This window comes from Vibrio methylphosphonaticus (assembly GCF_023634655.1).
GTDB lineage: Bacteria > Pseudomonadota > Gammaproteobacteria > Enterobacterales > Vibrionaceae > Vibrio > Vibrio methylphosphonaticus.
The window spans coordinates 78,813-100,212 of record NZ_JAMKMS010000007.1; the positions used below are offsets into that span (position 1 = coordinate 78,813).

The 21,400-nt window shown below is 44.7% G+C and carries 17 protein-coding genes and 1 tRNA gene; 8 read left to right on the top strand and 10 right to left on the bottom strand.

What is annotated here, in order from left to right; genetic code table 11:
* Position 1 precedes the first annotated feature (1 nt).
* Positions 2-1,684, bottom strand: a complete 1,683-nt coding sequence (locus M9196_RS10100; RefSeq protein ID WP_250617420.1) for an ABC transporter substrate-binding protein — start codon at positions 1,682-1,684, stop codon at positions 2-4.
* A gap of 802 nt (positions 1,685-2,486) precedes the next feature.
* On the opposite strand from M9196_RS10100, the gene M9196_RS10105 reads away from it, so the two are divergent.
* Positions 2,487-5,213, top strand: coding sequence for an ImpA family metalloprotease (locus M9196_RS10105; protein WP_406707664.1), 2,727 nt, complete (start codon positions 2,487-2,489; stop codon positions 5,211-5,213).
* 94 nt (positions 5,214-5,307) lie between these two features.
* On the opposite strand, the gene M9196_RS10110 is transcribed toward M9196_RS10105, so the two are convergent.
* The 6 genes from M9196_RS10110 to rpsU all read right to left on the bottom strand — a co-directional run bounded on the left by M9196_RS10110 (position 5,308) and on the right by rpsU (position 10,721).
* The gene (locus tag M9196_RS10110; RefSeq protein ID WP_250617421.1) at positions 5,308-5,601 is read right to left on the bottom strand and encodes a D-fructose-6-phosphate amidotransferase; all 294 of its coding nucleotides are present in this window, start codon (positions 5,599-5,601) and stop codon (positions 5,308-5,310) included.
* Between the two features lie 410 nt (positions 5,602-6,011).
* Positions 6,012-6,087 (bottom strand) — tRNA-Ile (locus M9196_RS10115).
* 142 nt (positions 6,088-6,229) lie between these two features.
* Positions 6,230-8,077, bottom strand: coding sequence for an RNA polymerase sigma factor RpoD (rpoD, locus tag M9196_RS10120; protein ID WP_250617422.1), 1,848 nt, complete (start codon positions 8,075-8,077; stop codon positions 6,230-6,232).
* A 97-nt stretch (positions 8,078-8,174) separates the two neighbouring features.
* Positions 8,175-9,932, bottom strand: a complete 1,758-nt coding sequence (gene dnaG, locus M9196_RS10125; protein WP_250617423.1) for a DNA primase — start codon at positions 9,930-9,932, stop codon at positions 8,175-8,177.
* Positions 9,933-10,034: 102 nt separating this feature from the next.
* Positions 10,035-10,478, bottom strand: coding sequence for a GatB/YqeY domain-containing protein (locus M9196_RS10130; RefSeq protein ID WP_250617424.1), 444 nt, complete (start codon positions 10,476-10,478; stop codon positions 10,035-10,037).
* 27 nt (positions 10,479-10,505) lie between these two features.
* Positions 10,506-10,721 (bottom strand): 30S ribosomal protein S21, encoded by a 216-nt coding sequence (rpsU, locus tag M9196_RS10135; RefSeq protein ID WP_001145625.1) that lies wholly within the window; start codon positions 10,719-10,721, stop codon positions 10,506-10,508.
* A gap of 232 nt (positions 10,722-10,953) precedes the next feature.
* Between rpsU and tsaD the strand changes: the two genes are divergently transcribed.
* Entirely contained in the window at positions 10,954-11,970 is a 1,017-nt protein-coding gene (tsaD, locus tag M9196_RS10140; protein WP_250617425.1) for a tRNA (adenosine(37)-N6)-threonylcarbamoyltransferase complex transferase subunit TsaD, read from the top strand.
* A 183-nt stretch (positions 11,971-12,153) separates the two neighbouring features.
* The gene (locus M9196_RS10145) at positions 12,154-12,966 is read left to right on the top strand and encodes an alpha/beta fold hydrolase (RefSeq protein ID WP_250617426.1); all 813 of its coding nucleotides are present in this window, start codon (positions 12,154-12,156) and stop codon (positions 12,964-12,966) included.
* Positions 12,967-12,996: 30 nt separating this feature from the next.
* Here M9196_RS10145 and plsY read toward each other — a convergent pair whose 3' ends face one another.
* Positions 12,997-13,593 (bottom strand): glycerol-3-phosphate 1-O-acyltransferase PlsY, encoded by a 597-nt coding sequence (gene plsY, locus M9196_RS10150; RefSeq protein ID WP_250617427.1) that lies wholly within the window; start codon positions 13,591-13,593, stop codon positions 12,997-12,999.
* Between the two features lie 105 nt (positions 13,594-13,698).
* On the opposite strand from plsY, the gene folB reads away from it, so the two are divergent.
* From folB to M9196_RS10165, 3 genes are read left to right on the top strand one after another with little or no spacing between them, the layout of a single operon-like run.
* Complete coding sequence (gene folB / locus M9196_RS10155) at positions 13,699-14,058, top strand: dihydroneopterin aldolase (RefSeq protein ID WP_250617428.1); 360 nt, start codon at positions 13,699-13,701, stop codon at positions 14,056-14,058.
* A complete protein-coding gene (gene folK / locus M9196_RS10160; protein ID WP_250617429.1) occupies positions 14,055-14,537 on the top strand; it encodes a 2-amino-4-hydroxy-6-hydroxymethyldihydropteridine diphosphokinase in 483 nt (160 codons plus the stop codon). The genes folB and folK overlap by 4 nt, the downstream gene beginning before the upstream one ends.
* Positions 14,538-14,553: 16 nt before the next feature.
* Positions 14,554-15,357 (top strand): undecaprenyl-diphosphate phosphatase, encoded by an 804-nt coding sequence (locus M9196_RS10165; RefSeq protein ID WP_250617430.1) that lies wholly within the window; start codon positions 14,554-14,556, stop codon positions 15,355-15,357.
* Positions 15,358-15,511: 154 nt separating this feature from the next.
* Here M9196_RS10165 and M9196_RS10170 read toward each other — a convergent pair whose 3' ends face one another.
* A complete protein-coding gene (locus tag M9196_RS10170; RefSeq protein WP_250617431.1) occupies positions 15,512-16,732 on the bottom strand; it encodes a multifunctional CCA addition/repair protein in 1,221 nt (406 codons plus the stop codon).
* Between the two features lie 86 nt (positions 16,733-16,818).
* On the opposite strand from M9196_RS10170, the gene M9196_RS10175 reads away from it, so the two are divergent.
* Both M9196_RS10175 and M9196_RS10180 read left to right on the top strand, forming a co-directional pair.
* Entirely contained in the window at positions 16,819-18,501 is a 1,683-nt protein-coding gene (locus M9196_RS10175; RefSeq protein WP_250617432.1) for an ExeA family protein, read from the top strand.
* Between the two features lies 1 nt (position 18,502).
* Entirely contained in the window at positions 18,503-19,177 is a 675-nt protein-coding gene (locus M9196_RS10180) for a general secretion pathway protein GspB (RefSeq protein WP_250617433.1), read from the top strand.
* Between the two features lie 302 nt (positions 19,178-19,479).
* On the opposite strand, the gene M9196_RS10185 is transcribed toward M9196_RS10180, so the two are convergent.
* Positions 19,480-21,246 carry a PglL family O-oligosaccharyltransferase gene (locus M9196_RS10185; protein WP_250617434.1) on the bottom strand — a complete coding sequence of 589 codons (1,767 nt, stop codon included), beginning with the start codon at positions 21,244-21,246 and terminating at the stop codon, positions 19,480-19,482.
* Positions 21,247-21,400: the final 154 nt, after the last annotated feature.

Genomic DNA, 21,400 nt, shown 5'->3' on the forward strand with positions numbered 1-21,400 from the left:
TTTATTTCACTGGTTTTAGGTCCAGTACGTGCAACAGACGCTCAGGAATACCAGCCCAAATATTGGGACGGCCTTGAGGATTTTGCTCGTTCCACCAACCCGTATAGCGAGTGGTGTTGTACTGGAACATATAAGCACCAGACATAACAGGAACCGTTACTTGGTCTTGCGCGATGATTTTTTGGATGCCGTGTGCGATTTCCATTTGTTCATCTTTGTCTGCGGTTTTGTAGAAGCTGCTTAATAGTGAATCTAACTCAGAGTTTTGGTAGAAGTGCATCGCGAAGCGAGGCATACCATCACCATTTTGTAGTGTTGAGTTATACGCGCTGTTCCAATACGTGTATGGGTCAGCACCGTGGAAGTAGTTGGTATAAGCAACGTCGTAAGAGCCTTCAAGCATAGATTGGTTGTACACAGAGAAGTCAGGTGTACGTGCTTTCGCTTTAATGCCGACTTCGGCAAGCTGCTCAACAGCAAGTTGTACGGTGTTGTTGAAATCGGTCCAGCCATTTGGTGATTGAACTAATAGCTCAAAAGATTTGCCAGATGGAGTATCGACAAAACCATCATTGTTTATGTCTTTAAAACCAGCTTTTGAAAGTAGCGCTTTTGCGCCTTCTACGTCATAAGAGTTGTAACCCTTAAATTTGTTGTGCGTTGATTCGTCAGACCATGCTGTAAAGGCATAACCCAAGCCAGATGCGAAGTCATTGACGGTACCGCCGCCATAGAAAGCGATATCAATGATGGTTTGACGGTCAAGTGCCATGGAGAATGCACGACGGAAATCGACGTTGTTAAGCGCTTCATTTTTAACTTGATCTGGGTTCTTGAAGTTAAGCATGAAGGCTTGTGTGCCCGCTGGCGGGTACCAGTAGTGATGATTTGGACTTGCTGCTGCGTAAGTGCGGTCAATATCTGGGATGAACGATGACGTCCAATCCATTTCAGAATTAACCACTTTGCCTAGGAACTGATCGTTGTTGGCAATTTGAGGAACACGTAGACAATCCACTTCTAGGTTGTCTGCATCCCAGTAGTTTTCGTTACGACATTGAACGTAAAGCTGTCCTGTAAAGGTATCGATTTCAGTAAATGGACCAGAACCTACAGGATTTTCATTGGTAAACGTAGCTGGATCTTTAATATCTTTCCAAACATGCTCAGGGACGACAGGCACTTTAACGATTTCGTAAGGCACGTTTGAGTTTGCTTCGGTGAGGTAGAACTTCACTTGGTGGTCATTAACTTTTTCAACTTTCTCAACCCAAGAGTTAATACCACTTTGGTCAAGCTCAGGTTTTGATTTAACTAGATTGAATGAGAACAGGACATCGTTAGCATCAAAAGTTTCACCATCAGACCATTTCACGTCTTTACGAATGTCAAAGGTGACCGTCATTAGGTCATCAGACATTTCGAAGCCTTCAGCGAGACGGAATACCGGTTTGTTTCCGTGCATTTCGTTGAAAACAACCAACGGCTCATAAATAAAGTCAGTCGTTGTATGTAGGTTGGTCGCACCCAAGTATGGGTTAAAGTTACGAACAAAAGTATTGAACTCTTTCGGGTGAACCGTGAGTTCGTTACGTTCTGCTGCAGTTGCAACAGAGCTAAACCCTGATACTGCAGTGGCGATAATTGCTGTCGCGAGTGCTGTTTTTTTAATATGCGCAAGCATAGCTATTCCTTACTATTTGCTTTTGTTTCACTGGGTAAATATTGGAGACTTACCCTCACGTTTGCTAAAGCCTACCTCTTATCTGTTTCCTAAAGAGTGGCCTGTAAGCCTTAGGCGTTATTAAGAAAACACCGTAAAGAAGAATTTATCAATTAGGTTCTCCGTCAAAAACGTCAATTAGTCATGGTTGGTTGTTAAAAACGTCAAATCAGCACTGTTTTGAGTGTTTTTTGAACGAATATTTAAAGTGATGAATGTCACGAACCACGAGGTGGTAAATATAAAATGTTAGTACTTACTATCTTTACTTTCCTTGGTGTTAATTTGATATAAGAACTAATTTTAAATAGGTGATACTTATCACACCATAAAATGGCACGTTAATTTTATTTAAAAATTAGTAATGGCAATTTGTTGTGATTACCATCGCAAAGTCACTATTATCTCACTAATTACTGATGATTTTTATCATGTAAACGCATTGTTTTTTCTCTATATAGCGAGGCAATATGCCCTTTTTTTTTATAGGATATAAAGTGAATCTTGTCGTTTTCTTGCATACATGATGTTCCAAATGAGCATGCGAAATTTTCAAGTTGTCATTAATGAATTGAATTTGGATTGGCTTCCGGTTTGGTTATTTCTTGTCTCGATAGTTTGTTATTTTGTAGGAGTATTCGTGTTACAGAATGAGAAATAGTATATCGGGGTTCTTATAGCGTGATCTTAAGTCCAATCATAGCTTGGGTGAATGGCTGTATTGTATTTATGATTTAGTCTTCCATTTTTCGTGGGAGGTAAAATGAGAAAAAGTGCAGTAATGGTAGCCTTTCTGGCGGGGTTAGTCGGTTGCGGTGATGGGTCTGATTCTGAGACGGTCGCCCCTACTAAAACACCCGTTCAGCTTGCGTTAGAAAGTGGCGATGCGTCATTAGTTGACGATGCGAATGATTTTATCCATGCGAGCCAATCTTTGGTGGCGACTTATAAGCGTACGTATAACGGCATTAAAAATGAATTAGCGCAAGACAGCAGTGGCAGAGATTTATCTGATTTACATTGGGATCCTACCCATGATGCGGCAATACTCTCGCCCACCTATGGGTTTAATGACACCATTTTAACCACTAATAAAGCAATGAATACCGGGTATGATGATAAGGTATTGAGCATTGGTGTCGCGGGTATTACATCAAAGAATGTGCGTTACGCCGCGCTTGGGAGCAACCCATTCCGCACGAAGCAGCGCTTTCCTGATTCAGTGAATCAACCAATGGAGAAATGGGTAGAAAATTTGCTGCAATGGGTTATGTCTTCAAATCAAGCACCGAAACGCATTGTATTAGCCCAGTTTGATCAGTCCCACTATTTTCCCGATGCTCAGGCGACTCGAAATTGGTTAACAGGCACCTATTCAGAATCATTGCTGATGAATGGCGATAATGAATGTGATGGTGCGCTGTTACTTACGTGCTTGCAAGACAAGCCTGATGTATTGATGTTATCCCAGAAGCTAAACGCTGGAGATGATATCGACTCAGTGTTAGAGGGGGTGGATTATGCTTTAGAGCATGACATTCCAGTGTTGTATTTTCATTTAGATGGCGGCATAACCGACCTTGGAAGTGAACTGTTTGAGCGACTTCATATCAGTTATGTAGGTGATAACTATTGGCGTAAGCTTGGCTTAACAAATTGGGATCCGGTTGCTCTTATCGACAAAGTACCGGACGCGATACTACAGCAGCAAGCGCTTTTACAGCGGCTAGAGCTTGATAATTTTAGCGTTGATCTTCGTTTATGCGATGATAAGTCTTGTGAGATAGACTCTAAGATGGCAGAGCAGTTTTATCCCGCTGCTGATAGCATACGCCAGCATCTAAATAGGCTTGATAATAGTAAAGTCGATTTATTTGGCAACTCTGATTATGCCTATGAAAAGTTATTGGTGTTGCTCGCCGATCATTACCGTCAATCGGTTCAATTTCCTATGGACAAAAACAGTACTGATACGCTTGATTTTTTGAAGTCCTATTTTAGTGATTACACTCAATACCATACTCGCAAGCTTAATCCAGCTCAGCCAAGTTTAGGGAATTTTAGTACGCAATCTTTTGAAGATACCCCTCTAGTTAATAAAGTGGTATCACTGGAATCGAAACGTAGTTTCCGTTCTGCGGGCGTGTATGCCATTCCCGGTCAAACTTTTAAGGTGACGCGTCGAGATAATCACCAAGTGACGACATCGATTGTCCTAAATACCTTACGCAGCGGGGCAACGCATGAATTCTCCAGTAATGGAGGTTACGCAAGACCTAAATTTTTGACCTCGACGAGCTACCAAGTTGAACCTGGAGAGACAATTTATTTAACCTCGGCGTATGGCGGTACTGTGCAAGTTCAGTTCGATGCCAATGATGTCTCTGTCGAGCTTTATTTCGAAAATGTGGCTCAGCACCCTGTGTGGCGAAGCGAAGCCGATAACGATGCGTTTATCGCACAGCTTAAGTCTGCTCAGTTTGATTGGGCGGAATTAATCACCCCAGGGTTTGAGGTACACTCTAAGGCTGACAAAATGTTGGAGTCTGTGAGCTCAACAGATTGGGTGCAGCCTCAAGATATGGCGTTGGCTACAGAACGCTATATGCATAATTTTCCACACGCATTAGCGGGTTTCCAGGGACCTGGCATTGATACAATCGATGAGATCCACCAATACGGAAAAGATCAAGGCTGGACTACTGAAACCATTGATATTGTTAAACATATGAACGCCGACCAAGCAACATGTGGTTACGGATGTTCCGGTAATCCCTATGATGCTTATTGGGCGTTTCATCCGCTTGGCCATGGTGACTTGCATGAGCTTGGTCATGGCTTAGAAAAAGGGCGCTTTCGATTTATCGGCTGGGATGGGCACTCTACAACGAACTATTACTCCTACTACAGTAAGTCTCGTTATTATGTGGATACAGGGAAGGTATCTTCGTGCCAAGGGCTCGATTTTAAAGGGCAATTTGAATTACTGCAGCAAAGCCGATTGCAAGCGGATCCAAACGCGTTCATGGCGCAGCAAAATCAAATGGGCTGGAGTTGGGGAGCGCGTGTCTACATACAAATGATGATGTCAGCTCAGCAGGAAGGGATCTTGAAGAATGGTTGGCATCTGCTAGGTCGTTTGCACTTGATTGAACGCGAATTTACTCGACTTAAATCCAGTGAAACTCTCTGGGAAGAGCGCAAAGCGTCGATTGGTTTTGCTCATTACTCTCAGGCAGAAGCGAATGCGTTGAATAATAATGATTGGTTATTGGTGGCGTTAAGTTACATCACTCAGCGAGACATGCGTAACTACCTTGATATGTGGGGTTTTAGCTTCACTGATAAAGCGTTACAACAAGTGGCTACAATGAGTTTGGATGTGATGCCAATGACTTACTTTGCCACATCATCACAGGGGTATTGTTTGGACGAGTTTGCTACCAATCCGGTCAGTATTAATGGAAGCAACGTTTGGCCACTTAATTAGTATAAAATTCCTGAGCATCAGCGCACTAGAATCATAAGTAGAAAGTGTTAGATAGGCAGGGGGCTTTCTTGAGCCGATTGACCTCTGTCATTTCTTATACCTCAGCTCCCGGTTGTTCATGCTGTGATGAATGTCTTTGTGAGTCACTTACCCGGGTGCTTGGTAAGTCAATGTTCATGATGGCTTTGGCAAGGAAGTAAGGTGGTATGAGGAAAATCAGAAAACTGAATGATTCGTGAAATAGTAATGTCGCGATACTTGCTTCGTTACTGAAATAGGCAAGCGCACCTAACATATCGAGTAATATACCCAGTGATGCTAACGCAACAGAGATAATGAGCCCCAGCCCTAATGCATCTCTTAATATTGGTTTAGATAGCCTCATCATCGATCCTCTTTCCTTGTTTACTTTCCTATAAGTTACGCTTCAAATACACCGTAAATATTGATATGCATCAATACTTATATTGGATGAGTTGCAATCTAATAGTGCGATAATTGTTGTTTGTTAGGTTGTTGAAACTAGTTATCTGGTGAGGGGCTATATCGTTTGTCCCATGTTGATATCGGAGTTGTTACTTTGCCGACGTTTTTATTATTCTTTTAGGGCGATGAGTGAATTCAATTAATGACAATTGAAGCTGAATCTATTCAGCTTGCTATAAGTGATAAGTGATAAGTGATAAGTGATAAGTGATAAGTGATAAGTGATAAGTGATAAGTGATAAGTGATAAGTGCTATAAATAGCAGAAACGAAAAAGGCTTGAGAAACGAATCGCTTCTCAAGCCTTTAAACTTGGTGGCCCCTCGCAGACTTGAACTGCGGACCAATCGATTATGAGTCGACTGCTCTAACCACTGAGCTAAGGGGCCTTATAGGGCAATGATTATAGGGGATGGCAGGTGAGCTGTCTAGACGTAACTAGGGCTAATTGCGTTTGCTTTTTAATCACTTAAACCGATAGAAACAAAAAAGGTGAGCTAGTGCTCACCTTTTGTCTGATTTTTACCTGACTTATTCGTCTAGGAAGCTACGCAGAGTTTCTGAGCGGCTAGGGTGACGCAGTTTTCGCAATGCTTTTGCTTCGATTTGACGAATACGCTCACGCGTTACATCGAACTGTTTGCCCACTTCTTCAAGCGTGTGGTCAGTGTTCATATCGATACCAAAACGCATACGCAGTACTTTTGCTTCACGAGGCGTTAGACCCGCTAGAACATCTTTTGTTGCGACTCGTAGGCTCGTCATTGTTGCTGAGTCTAGAGGCAGTTCTAGTGTGGTATCCTCGATAAAGTCACCTAGATGCGAATCTTCGTCGTCACCAATTGGTGTCTCCATTGAGATTGGCTCTTTGGCAATTTTAAGTACTTTGCGAATTTTGTCTTCAGGCATTTGCATGCGTTCAGCCAACTCTTCAGGAAGAGGCTCACGGCCCATTTCTTGAAGCATTTGACGAGAGATACGATTCAGTTTGTTGATCGTTTCGATCATGTGAACTGGAATACGGATCGTACGTGCTTGGTCGGCGATTGAACGTGTGATTGCTTGACGAATCCACCATGTCGCATATGTCGAGAACTTGTAACCACGACGGTATTCAAATTTATCAACAGCTTTCATCAAACCGATGTTACCTTCTTGGATAAGATCCAAGAATTGAAGACCACGGTTGGTGTACTTCTTAGCAATCGAAATTACCAGACGTAAGTTCGCTTCAACCATCTCTTTCTTCGCACGACGAGCTTTCGCTTCACCGATAGACATGCGACGGCTGATGTCTTTGATGTTTTGTACTGAAAGCGACGTTTCTTCTTCGATGATATCCAGCTTTTGGATAGAACGACGAATGTCATTTTCGTAACGTCTGATTTTTTCAGCGTATGGCTTATCAGAAGCAAGTACTTCGTCTAACCATGCTTCATTCGACTCATTACCTGTGAATAGCGTAATGAAAGATTTCTTCGGCATTTTGCCGTATTCAACCGCTTGACGCATGATCAAACGTTCTTGAGTACGAACACGATCCATTGACGTGCGCAGCTCGTTCACTAGGTGATCAAACTGTTTTGGCGTTAGACGGAATTCTCTGAAGACTTCTTGTACCAAACCGTGAGACTTAGCCACTTGTGGGCTATCGTAACCATGCTCATTGATAACAAGTTGAAGGTCTTGGTAAGTATTGCGCAGTGCAGTGAACTTCTCTAAAGCAAGTTCTGGATCAATACCTACATCTTCTTCTTCATCGTCTTCGTCAGAGTCGTCTTCGCCTTCTTTATCTTCGTCTTCAAGATCAGATTCAGCAAGTTCTGAACCGATATGAGTCGCAGTAGGAGCGGTGGTGCCATCGTCATCAGGGTCAACGAAGCCAGAGATAACGTCAGTAAGACGTAGCTCTTCTGCTTGAACTTTATCAAACTGCTCAAGAATATAAGGGATAGTACCAGGGTACTCAGCAACAGAGGCTTGTACTTGGTTGATACCGTCTTCGATACGCTTAGCAATATCGATTTCGCCTTCGCGAGTCAATAGCTCAACGGTACCCATTTCACGCATGTACATGCGAACTGGGTCAGTCGTGCGGCCAATTTCACTTTCTACGCTTGAAAGTGCAGCTGCAGCCGCTTCGGCTGCGTCTTCATCGGTGATAGACTGTTCATCACTCAGAGCAAGGTCATCGGCATCTGGGGCAGTTTCTACTACCTTGATACCCATGTCATTAATCATCTGAATAATATCTTCTACCTGCTCAGAATCGACAATCTCTTCAGGTAGGTGGTCATTTACTTCTGCGTAGGTCAGATAGCCTTGTTCCTTGCCCTTGATGACAAGCAGTTTTAGCTGTGACTGCGGATTTTGCTCCATAGACGATATCCAACTTAGATCTAGTGAAGGGTTTAGTATGCGAAATGCAAACCATTAATAGTAACAAATTTATTTGTTGCTGACTAAATAAATAGGGTTACGCTTTTAAATCTAGCATCAAGGCTAGCAGCTCCCGTTTTTCATCGACTGATAAGCCGACGCTTCTTTCTTTAGCCTGCAGGTTTTCGATTTGTTGTTCTACGCATTGGGCGAGTATTCTGTCCAATGAGTCAATAAATACATCTTCTTGGTTGTCATCGTCGACCTGGAGATCCCAACTCGCGAGACGAGACAGAAGCGCCTCATTTTTTGTATTACGCCAATGCTCAAGCAGTTGACCTGTAGTCATATGGGGGTGTGTTTGACATTTATCAACCACTTCGCCCAATAAATTTAATCCAGGAAGTGATAAATCTCTCACTGTGGATAGATCCGGTACCATTTCAGCATAGCTCGGATTTTGCAAAAGTAGAGCGATAACATCACGCATAGGGGTGCGTTTTATCGCTTTCTGCGGTTGTGGTCGCGTTTCTGCGGACGCTTTTCGTGCTCGTCTTAACTGATTATCAAAGCCGGTACGTTCATCCAAACGTTTTTCTAATAGCTCTTGGAAGTAAATATCAGGGATCTTATTAATCAGTTCACTCGACAGCGCTCTTAATGCCGACTTACCTTCATTAGATCCTAAATTGAGTTTATTTAGCTCAATGAGGTTATCGAATAAGTAAGAGGACAGGGGAGTTGCATTCGCTATTTGTTCTTCAAGCGCGGCTTTACCGTATTTACGGACGTAGCTGTCTGGATCTTCACCATCGGGCAAAAACAGGAATTTTAATGTATTGCCTGACTTTAGATGAGGTAAGGCATTTTCAAGAGCACGCCAAGCGGCATCGCGACCAGCTCGGTCACCATCGTAACAACACACAACGGTATTGGTTTGGCGAAATAGAACTTGTAGGTGATCACCCGTGGTGGACGTCCCTAGTGAGGCAACGGAGTAATCTACATCGTATTGTGCAAGGGCAACCACATCCATGTAGCCTTCTACTACAAGGATTTGTGGCGGCTCTCGGTACGCTTGCAGCACTTCGTATAGGCCGTAAAGCTCTTTACCTTTATGGAAAATTGGCGTCTCAGGGGAGTTGAGGTATTTCGGTGTATCGTTGCCGAGGACACGACCACCAAAACCGATAACACGTCCACGTTTGTCCCTGATAGGAAACATAATACGACCACGGAAGCGATCGTAGCGGTTGCCTTTGTCGTTTTCGATCAGCATGCCACCAGACACAAGCATGTCCTGAGCCGCTTTTTGTTGCCCAAAGTTTTTACGGATGTTGTCCCATTCGTCGGGGACATAGCCGATACCAAACTTTTGAACGATTTCACCAGAAAGCCCACGCCCTTTTAGATAGTCGATGGCAATTTTGTTTGCCGAGACTTTCAATTGATCTTTGTAGTACTGGCCAATAGCCGTCATAAGATCATATAAGGATCGTTTTTGCTCACTGTTAGCAGTGGGCCCTTTGCTGAAAGCGCTGTTACCGTTTCTTTGTTCTCTCGGCACTTCGAGTCCGATGGATGAAGCAAGATCTTCAATCGCTTCAACAAACTCAAGTCGATCATATTCCATAAGGAAATCAATAGCATTGCCGTGCACACCACAGCCAAAGCAGTGGTAGAACTGCTTCTCTTGGCTAACGCTAAAAGAGGGGGTTTTTTCGTTATGGAAGGGACAGCATGCGCCGTAGTTCTTACCTTGTTTCTTTAGTTTTACGCGCGCATCAACAATATCGACAATATCCAGTCGAGCTAATAGATCGTCAATAAAGTGGCGAGGAATAATTCCGGACATAAAACCTTTTACAACAAAGAAGTCACCCTTTATTAGGGTTGAGATACAAACAAGCCGTGCACTCCAGAGGATAGCACGGCTTGCTGCAATTTGGTTGGGTGACTAAGCCAGTTTAGCGCGAACTAAACCACTTACTTTCCCCATGTCTGCTCGGCCTTGAATTTGCGGCTTCAGCACGCCCATTACTTTGCCCATGTCTTGCATGCCAGCTGCACCAGATTCAGTAATAGCGCTAACAATAAGTGCTGTTACTTCGTCTTCCGTCAGTGGTTGAGGCATAAAGTCCTCAAGAACGGTAATTTCGGCTTTCTCTGCATCTGCTAGATCTTGACGATTCGCAGCTTCAAACTGAGAGACAGAATCGCGACGTTGTTTAACCATTTTTGTCAGGATAGCAAGGATGTCATCGTCGTTCAGAGTGATCCGTTCGTCGACTTCACGTTGCTTAATGGCTGACAAGGCTAAACGAATAGTGCCAAGGCGAGCTTTGTCCTTGGCTTTCATCGCAATTTTTTGCTCTTCTTTGAGTTGTTCAATAAGAGCCATAACTAAATTCCTACTGGGACCTAGTTATTAGTACAGGCGAACGCGACGTGCGTTTTCGCGAGCTAGCTTCTTAGCGTGACGCTTTTGAGCAGCTGCTTTAGCGCGTTTACGTACTGTAGTAGGTTTTTCATAGTGCTCACGACGACGCACTTCAGAAAGGATACCTGCTTTTTCGCAAGAGCGCTTGAAACGACGTAGTGCAACGTCGAACGGTTCGTTTTCACGTACTTTAACTACTGGCATATGCCTTTCACCTCAGGGTTTAACTGTTCATTAATGCTGGTGCTTTTGTTGTTAGGGCTAAGGATTCCCTTAGTTCTAAGCGGTAAACCAGCTAAATCAAAAATGGTGCGGAATTTTAATCCGATCAGATAGGCTTTGTAAAGCACTTTTCCGCCTATGTCTTGTACAAAATTTGTTTGAGACGCGATGACGAGGTAATATTGCGCCAATTTCGAAATAAGTCGAGAACATTATGCGCATTCTAGGTATTGAAACCTCTTGTGATGAAACTGGTATTGCCATCTATGATGACGAAAAAGGTTTACTTTCACATCAACTTTATAGCCAGGTGAAACTGCACGCCGATTACGGAGGCGTTGTACCAGAGTTGGCTTCTCGTGATCATGTTAAAAAAACGATCCCGTTGATCAAAGCGGCGCTGGCAGAAGCCAATTTAACGCCAAAGGATCTTGATGGTGTTGCTTACACTTCCGGGCCAGGGTTAGTCGGTGCGTTATTGGTTGGCACGACCATTGGTCGCAGCATGGCTTACGCTTGGGGTGTACCCGCGGTGCCTGTGCATCATATGGAAGGTCACTTACTGGCACCCATGCTAGAAGACAACCCACCACCCTTTCCTTTTATTGCTTTACTTGTTTCTGGCGGTCACACCATGATCGTCGAAGTTAATGGTATTGGTGATTATAAGATCTTGGGTGAGTCCATTGATGATGCCGCTGGTGAAGCCTTTGATAAAACGGCGAAGCTGATGGGCTTGGATTATCCAGGTGGACCTTTATTGTCTAAGCTTGCCGATAAAGGAACAAAAGGGCGCTTTAAGTTCCCACGGCCGATGACAGATCGTCCGGGTTTGGATATGAGCTTCTCTGGTCTTAAAACGTTCGCGGCGAATACGATTAGAGCCAATGATGATGATGAACAGACTCGTGCTGATATTGCCTACGCGTTCCAAGAGGCAGTGTGTGATACGTTGGCGATCAAATGTAAACGTGCACTCAAGCAAACGGGTATGAAGCGTATCGTGATTGCTGGTGGGGTGAGTGCCAATACCTTTTTACGTCAAGAGCTTGAAGCGTTAGCAAAAAAAGTCGGTGGCGAAGTCTATTACCCACGTACTGAGTTTTGTACCGATAATGGTGCGATGATTGCTTATGCCGGCATGCAGCGCCTAAAAAATGGCGACGTGGCCGATATGGCCGTTGAAGCGACGCCACGCTGGCCAATTGATCAGTTAACACCGATCAAGTAATCAGCGCTTAGGTATAGCGAAAACGAATGTTGTCGTGATGCCATTGTGCAATGTTAAGAGAATAAGGTCACGTAAGTGGCCTTTTTTATGACAGTTTTAAACAAAAACCCTAAGGTCGGTGACGAACCAAACGTGTTACATTGGTGGAAACGACATTAGCAACAAGCATAGGGAATAAAGAAGATGAAGCAGTTTTCTATTGATGGCCAGATGATGGCTTATCAAGATATAGGCTCCGGACCGGTTGTCATTTTCGGTCATAGTTATTTATGGGATAGCAAGATGTGGGCACCTCAAATAGAAGTGCTTAGTCAACATTATCGCTGTATTGTGCCTGATTTCTGGTCTCATGGAGAATCAGAGTCGGCGCCAGCATCTATGCGTAACCTAACCCACTATGCTGAGCATATTTTGGCATTGATGGATGAATTAAAAATTGCCACCTTCTCTGTTGTCGGTTTGTCTGTCGGCGGAATGTGGGGGGCTGAGCTGACGGCTCTGGCACCATCTCGTGTAAAAAGCTTGGTCATGATGGATACATTCGTCGGGTTAGAGCCAGAGGTGATGCATACTAAATACTTTGCGATGCTTGATACCATCACGCAAGTAAGAGCCGTGCCAGAGCCGATATTAGAAGCAGTGGTGCCCATGTTTTTTGCGCAAGATGCTAAAAACACGACACCAGAACTAGTGGATACATTTGCGACTAAGTTATCGAATGTGCAAGGTGATAAGGCTGTTGAAATTGCTCGTATCGGGCGAATGGTCTTCGGGCGACGCGATTTATGTGATGAACTTGAAAAGTTTGCTCTGCCTACTCTTATCGCGGTAGGGGCAGAAGACAAGCCTAGGCCGGTACTAGAGTCTTATTTAATGCAGGATTTGGTTTCAGGCAGTGAACTCATGGTGATCCCTGCCGCTGGGCATATTAGTAACCTCGAGCAACCGGAACTGGTGACGAGCAAGCTTACTGAGTTTTTAACACAGTACGCATAATTGAATAAGATATACATGATTAGGCACCGTTTACGGTGCCTTTTTTTGTCCTACTTTAGGTTCGGTCCCATCAAATAAACGCCGAATATTTTGATGGTGGCGTAAAATGATTAAGCAACTCAACATGGCAACAGGTAAGGTAAACACCGGTCGAACCATCCAGGTATAAACAGGGGCAAGCATGACCGTTGTAATGGCGGCGAGTGAGGAGTAGCGAAATATTAACGCGACCAATAGCCAAGTACCGGTAATGAGTCCGGTTAAATCCCAACCAATAGGCGCAATCGCACCCAATGCCGTCGCCACACCTTTACCGCCTTTAAAGTGGAAAAATAATGGGTACATATGCCCCAAGCAGGCGGCAATCGCAATGACACCGAGAATGACGGGGTCAATATCAAAGTAGTAGCCACTCCAGACAGGGATGGTGCCTTTGAGCATGTCGCAGAGCAAGACCGATACAGCAGCCCCTTTACCTCCCAGCCTTAATACATTAGTGGCACCAGGATTTTGCGAGCCGACAGTTCTAGGGTCAGGTAGGCGTAGTAGACGGCAGATCAGCACTGCACTCGACACTGAGCCGAGCAAATAAGCGATGATGATCATAGCGAGCGCTAAGGGGGTCATTACGTACCTTTTCTCAAGAAATTATCAATGGGGACTGATATCATATCGGCAATAGTACGTTTTTTCCCAACAAATGGGTATCCGACCTCTAATAAAGGACAAATCATGGCATTGGACAAAGTATTTATCGAGCAACTTGAAGTTATTACCACCATTGGTGTGTATGACTGGGAACAAGAAATCAAACAGAAGTTGATTCTAGATATTGAAATGGCACACGATAATGCGCCAGCCGGGAAAAGTGATAATGTTGAAGACGCACTTGACTACTCGCAAGTCAGTAGTGCAGTCCTTGAGCATATTGAAACGGGTCGTTTTCTATTGGTTGAACGCGTAGCTGAAGAAGTGGCTGCTCTTATTCAAACTCGATTCTCTGTGCCTTGGGTTAAGATTCGTTTAACTAAACCTGGTGCCATCGCGCAGGCTAAAGGTGTGGGTGTGGTGATTGAGCGAGGCGAGGCATGATCACCGCCTTTATTGGTATTGGTTCGAATGTGCAACGTGAGAAGCACATTCGTGCCGCGTGTCATGAATTATCACTGATCACCAAGAACCTGCAATGCTCGCCAGTCTATGCCTGTGAGTCTTTCGGTTTTTCTGGCAACGATTTTTTCAATATGGTAGTTCGTATCGACACAACATTCACGTTGACTGAGCTCAGCGCTGCACTAAGAGAGATCGAAGTGAAGTGGGGGCGTGATGTGGATGCGGCTAAGTTTCAAGATCGTACGATCGATCTTGATATCTTGTTGTTTGGAAATGAAATCTCACAAAAAAAGCCACTTTTGCCGCGCGAAGACATTTTTAAATATTCATTTGTCACACAGCCTCTGTATGATCTAGCCCCAAACTTGGTGATCCCTGGTGATGACCGCTCAATTGGTCAGATCTTAGAGACAATGCCAGATCCTGTTGCACTTAGAAAAATCGATTTTCAATTTTAGTTGGTAGTAAATAGTAATGAGTTATTTTGAAGCCTTTATTTTAGCCCTTATTCAAGGGTTAACTGAATTCTTACCTATCTCCAGTTCTGCGCATTTGATCTTACCGTCGGCCATTCTTGGCTGGGAAGATCAAGGGCTCGCTTTTGATGTGGCTGTGCATGTCGGTACCTTAGCGGCCGTAGTGATCTATTTTAGAAAAGAAGTGGTGATCCTATTTCGGGCGTTGTTTGCTTCCATCTTTAAAGGAGAGCGCAGTAAGGAATCAAAGTTGGCATGGATGATTGTCTTAGCGACGATCCCAGCCTGTATCTTTGGCTTACTGATGAAAGATCTCATCGAATTGTATCTACGTAGTGCCTACGTGATTGCCACCACCACAATTATATTTGGTTTGTTGTTATGGTGGGTGGACAAGCATGCCAAACAAAATGCGGATGAGTACCAAGCGGGCTGGAAAAAAGCGTTGTTTATTGGTCTTGCACAAGCAATGGCGATCATTCCAGGTACGTCACGCTCAGGTGCGACGATCACAGCGGCTTTATATTTAGGTTTTACCCGTGAAGCGGCGGCGCGATTCTCCTTTTTGATGTCGATCCCGATTATTACCTTAGCAGGCGCTTACTTAGGTTTGAAATTGGTGACTGGCGCTGAGCCGATACACGCGGGCTACTTGTTAACCGGTATCGTGGTCTCGTTTATCAGCGCTTATATCTGCATTCACTACTTCCTGAAGCTTATTTCTCGCATGGGAATGATGCCGTTTGTCATCTATCGATTACTACTAGGTGTGGGACTGTTTGCATTTTTGCTGATGAGTTAACCCAACATGCATTGCTGGCAGCCAGTCATTAGGCTGCCAGCAATAATAGCGACTTAAGTTCGACGACTTAATCGCTCAAGATTGAATGGATTTAACATTTACTTTAGTTTTTTCTTAGCTTCTTAGCTTCTTAGCTTCTTAGCTTCTTAGCTTCTTAGCTTCTTAGTGCCGAAGCAATGGCACTGGTTCTACGCTTATCTAACTCTTCTTTAATCGCTTGGCCTTTAAAACCATCGGCAATGATGGCTTGTACATTGACGTTTATAGCAGCGTGATAGGCTTGTTTTACTCTTTCTGCTTGTGGGTAGGGCTGGTCTTCAAGACCTTTTCTCCCTCTATGGTCAGCCTCACAACACACTAAGACTTGCTCTAGTTTTTCGGGTTTTCGCCATACATCCAGTTGCGAGAATATTTTCACAAAAGTCGCAGGTTTCAGCTCGTGCGCACGGTGGATATTAGAGTGCTGAGCACACACTGCGAGCGCGAGGTCTCGGTATTCATTTGGTACACGAACACGATGATACAGTTGTTTAATCAGTTTTTGTCCAGTGTGGCAGTGCAGTTTATGGCTCGGCCATTCATCGCGCGGCGTGACGCCTTTACCCAAATCATGGACTTGCGCGGCAAAACGAATGGTCGTCTTCGTGCTCAATTTACTGGCTTGCTGAGCCACTAATAACGTGTGGATGCCAGTATCTATTTCGGGATGCCATTTTTCTGGTTGTGGGACGCCAAATAGAGCATCAATCTCAGGTAATACAACCTTGAGTGCGCCACACTGTCGCAGGATATCAAGAAAAACGTCTGGGTTCGGCGTGGATAATGACTTGTGCCACTCTTGCCAAACACGCTCTGGTGTTAGGTGTGCGAGTTCACCATCATCGACAATGCGTTGCATCAAAGACAAGGTTTCGGGTGCGACGGTAAAGCCTAAGTGGGCTAATTTAGCCGCAAAGCGAGCGACGCGTAATACGCGTAACGGATCTTCGACAAATGCTGGTGAGACATGACGTAATACACGCTGTTCAAGGTCGTGGCGCCCTTGATAAGGGTCGATGATATCGCCCTGTTCGTTTTGCGCCATGGCATTGATGGTGAGGTCACGGCGTTGCAGATCTTCCTCTAGTGTCACATCGGGGGAAGAAAAGCATTCAAAACCGGTATAGCCATGCCCTGATTTTCGTTCAGTGCGGGCAAGCGCATGCTCTTGTTTGTTCCTTGGATGTAGGAAGACGGGAAAGTCTTTACCAACCGCTTGAAAACCTGCATTAAGCATTTGTTCTGGTGTGGCACCGACGACTACCCAATCTTTATCATAAACATCAAGCTTGAGTAATTGATCACGCACTGCACCACCGACAAGATAGACTTGCAAATTGGCTCCCCTTTTTCATACTTTGCCGTTGGCATTCATTGAGCTCAATGGTACTTTGCTTTTTGTCATAATGTAAGGACGAGAGAATGTATAAGGATTTTTTTGGTTTTCATGAGGTACCGTTTTCGATTGTGCCTAGCTCTCGTTATCTGTTTCTCAGCCAACGACACCGTGAAGCTATGCAACACCTCCAGGCCGGATTAGGTCAAGGTGGTGGGTTTGCTATGTTGACGGGAGAAGTCGGAACTGGAAAAACCACCGTTGCTAAAGCGATGTTGGCAGCACTTGACGACAAAACGGCGTCGGGGCTTATCCTCAATCCCACCTTTTCAAGCCAAGATTTACTAGAAGCGATCTGTGATGAATTCGCGATCGAGTACCCAGACAATGCCTCTTTAAAACAGTTGAGTCAGGGCATTTATCGTTATCTACAAGCGAATGAAGAGCAAGGGATCAACACCTTAGTTGTCATTGATGAAGCCCAGCATTTATCCCCAGACGTCCTTGAGCAGTTAAGACTGTTGACTAATTTAGAGACGGATGACCGTAAGTTACTTAAGGTACTTCTTATCGGGCAGCCAGAGTTACAAGATAAGCTGCGCACCATGCAATTACGCCAACTCGCTCAGCGTATTACCGGACGTTATCACCTATTACCGCTGACAGAAGGGGAAACTCGTCAGTATATTGAGTTTCGCTTGTCGATGGCTGGTGGAGAAACGAGTCTATTTTCAAAAGGCGCTGCATCGGTGATTAACCGAGCCAGTCAGGGGATCCCAAGGCTGATTAACCTCATCGGAGATAAGTCATTACAGTACGCTTATCATTCTGGTCAAAAAGAAGTGTCAAAATCGCTGGCACAAAAAGCCAGTGAAGACATTTTATCTTTTCAAGCGCCGGGCTTTGCGAATGGTGCTAACGATCATTCCTCTGAAAAGATGGCATTTCGATGGCGGCCTATTGCCAGTTACATCGCCCTCGCGACGATCGGAGTTGCGCTTGCGTCATTGATCTACTTTAAAGGGGCGGATGTCATGACGGCGCTGCAAGCGAGTCAATCACCTTCAAACCCAAGTGATAGTCATCAAGCACAGGTAGAAAATACTGCAGTGCAAGCGCCGAGTGTCGCGGCGCCTGTTGCGGAGCCAAAAGCCTATTCCGATGCTTTGCTTCGCTCGGTGTTTTTGAGACAGGATAAGGTTGCTGCGATACAAGAGCTTTATCGCGTCTGGGGTTACCAAGCGAGCGTGCTTGATGGCATGTGTGAGAGCGAGAGTAACAGTTTGTTTATATGCCAAAAACGCTTGGGAACATTGCAGCAGGTAGCGTCGACAAATTTACCAGTAGTGATGCCGATGTATCTTGATGGTAAGGAGAGCTTTGTTGTGCTGTATAAACTCTCCCAAACCCACGCGGAGTTACTTAATGGCTCCGAACGTTTTCAAATCCCTGTTGAGGCTCTTGATAGCTTATGGACCGGGGAGTTCTATTTTATTTGGCAGCGAGCGCTAACCAGCACGCTACGATTAAATCAGCAAGGTGAAGCGGTGCGGCTATTGGATGAAAAGCTTTCCCAAGTACTCGGTAGTCGCCCTTCAGGGAGTGATGTATTTGATCAGCGATTGCAGCGTAAAGTGGAAGTGTTCCAGCGCTGGCAGAAGATGGACGTAGATGGGATAGCCGGACGCAATACCTTACAAAAACTGGAATTATTAACTCAGGTCGATGCCCCTTCTTTGAGTGGAAAAGTCGCTGGGGAGGAAAGCTAATATGCCTATTAATTTCATCAGGACTGCCATTTTACTGTCTTCGCTTGTCGTAGTGGGCGTGTCGAGTGCGATGGCTTCAGAAAGCGAGCTTGCGGGACCGTCTCCTGCTATCGAACAAGTGCCCCAAACACTTGATGACGCGAGGATCTCACCGGACTATATTGCATTAGAATACCCCGACTTTGGGGCGTTGAAAGTGCCGCCAGAAAAGACGCTAGCGCCGACTAACTACAGACAAAAGCCTTCAACGGCTTATGTTGCGGAGACGCAAACGGTAGAGAAAAATACGCTTGAAACGCCATTAATAGAGCAAGCCTCATCAGACGAACCATTCACGTTGGATAGCTTAGATTTAAGCGGACTCGATCCTGATATCGCGCGTAAAGTGGCGTCAGCAATGAATAATATTGATCAACAGAGCACAGCTTCATCGAGCCATATTTCACTTGAAGATAACACCAGTAAGTATCAAGGCCGTTTGCCGCCACTGAATTTGCAAACCCATATGTATTCTTCAGATTCTCAGCGTCGTTGGATCCAGATTAATGGTCATGAATTGAGAGAAGGTGATCGTCTTGATAATATCCAAATTGTCGAGATCACGCCGCAGTTGGTGACGATTCGCTTCGATAACGAACTGATCGATATTCCTGCGTTGTATGAGTGGGAAGGCTAGGCGCTATTTCAGTTAAGGTTCGATGAGGTAGAGCGGGATTAACTGGAGAGCTATCGCTTAGAACCTTACCGTTTAGAACCATATCGCTTAGGCGTTTAGGCATTTAGCGCTTAGACGTATAGCGCTTAGACGTTTAGCATCTAGCAATCCGTAAGGGAAAGACCGGTATGAGAAAGCGGTCTTTTCGGCAAGGCTAGTAAAAAACAGTGGCTTGTTTAAGAGCGGTGATTCAGGGTTCTAAACCGTGACCGCTGTTCGCGCGAACAGCGATGTGGCAAAACTAACGTCTATTTATTAGCACGTTAATCCTCTACTGCGGCAGAAGAGACTTCAGGACGGTTTCTGAGTGAGTGCTCAGTCGTAAAGGTCTCGTTTGGAAATAAATACTCAGCCTCAGTGAGGACCTGTATAGCTCGGCTACTATCCCCAATCGCGTAATACGCTAGAATCAAATTTTGATAAAACGCCGGTCGTGGCTTGCGTTTTATGATGTCTACAGACCAATCTATATATGGCTGAATATGCTCTGGTTGCTGACTGCTTAAGCCTATTTTTAGGTAGGTGCTGTAAACGTCCCAGTCGTATCGGTCTTTCCACACCACTGGATTACTCACTTGTTGAAGAATATCAGGATCAGTTGGCGTGGTTTGTTCAAATTTAGTCAGCACATAGTTAGTATGCAGAGCCGCGCCCATATACGCCGTGGTTATTATCGGAATGACAAGAGACATCGCGCGCAGCAACGTTTTTGTGATTTGAGAGAAGGATGTTTGCTTGAGTTGTGAACCCCGTTGATCCACCCAGTATATTAGAGCGATAAACGTTATCCAGTGAATCAAAGAGTGATAAAAAGGGTATTCAAGCTGGGTGTGCAGCACGATCGGAATAAAAAGGGCGAAGATCGCTAGTCGGGTACCTGGCTTGGAGGTATAGATGCGGCTCAAAACAAACCCCGCCGCTAATAATATACCCAAAATCGTGACGATGCCGCCCTCAACTCCCCAGTAAAGTAATTCATTATGTGGGTGATCGAGTGCAGGGAGGCCTGGCTCAAATCGGTCATTAAGCTGATGTTGACGCGCGGTATACAGCATGTACTGTGATTCAAATTTACCCAGCCCATACCCGGTGAGTGGTTTTTCAATCAACATATCAATGGATTGACTAAATAGCGTTGAGCGGATGTCGTGCAGTTGCGCTTTATCTTCCATGAGCGTTTGATTGCTCTGCCCAGAAAAGGCTAACAGCATACCCAGTGCAACACCGGTTAAGTTAGCGAGAGTCCAACCTCGAAAGCGTTTACGAGTCGAGTGGCGATACAAATAAGGAACTAGGCAAAGCACCCCAATACTGGCGCCTAACCAACCGGTTCTGGACGCTAACGAAATGATGAGTGGAATCAGGATAACGGGTGTGATGTACAATAGTGAGACATCACTAATACGGCGATGGTATTTATGCTTTTGACGGGCTAATAAGTACCCTGATATGACTAAGCCAGTGGCAAGGAAACTGGCCATGACATTGGGTTGCTGAAAGATACCATAAGGGCGGTTTAGCTTGCTGTCGTAGCCGAAAATATTATCACTGGTTAAGTAAAAAAGTTGGATGTAGCCAATCAGTGCTTCGATCAAGCAGGCGAGGACGACCAACCAAAGGAGACGCTGCTTCTGCTTATTAGTGAATTGAAATTGTTGCAGTAATACAAAAAAGAAAAAGCCGCTCCATAGGGTAATGAAGCGTGGTAATACATTGGCAAAATCTGGTTGACTATAAATCAGCGGCAGAGTTAAAAAAACGCACGATATCAGCAAGCCAATGGTAAGTTTGCTAAATCGTAAGTACTGGTTGCTGCCCATTTGGTATAAACCAATGGCAAACGCCAGACTAAATGCTATCCACGCCGTATTGTTAAACGACAGCGCCAAACCCACTCCACCGGGGTTAGGCCAGAAAAAATGCATGGCGACGAGATAGAGCAGTGCCATCACTGTAAGGAACTTTCGGTTTAACGGTGGACGAGTGAGACTTGCGCTTAACTCAGTGCCATTAATAAATGTGGTTGCCATCGTTGATGTCGATTCACTATATCTAAGGAAAAATGAGTACCTGACAGGGTAGGCACTCAAGGTAATAGGGACTAATTTACCTTTTTAGCATAGTTTTTAATAACTAACCTAGCTTTAAGCCCGCAACTTTACGCTAAGAAGCCATGAGACTTCT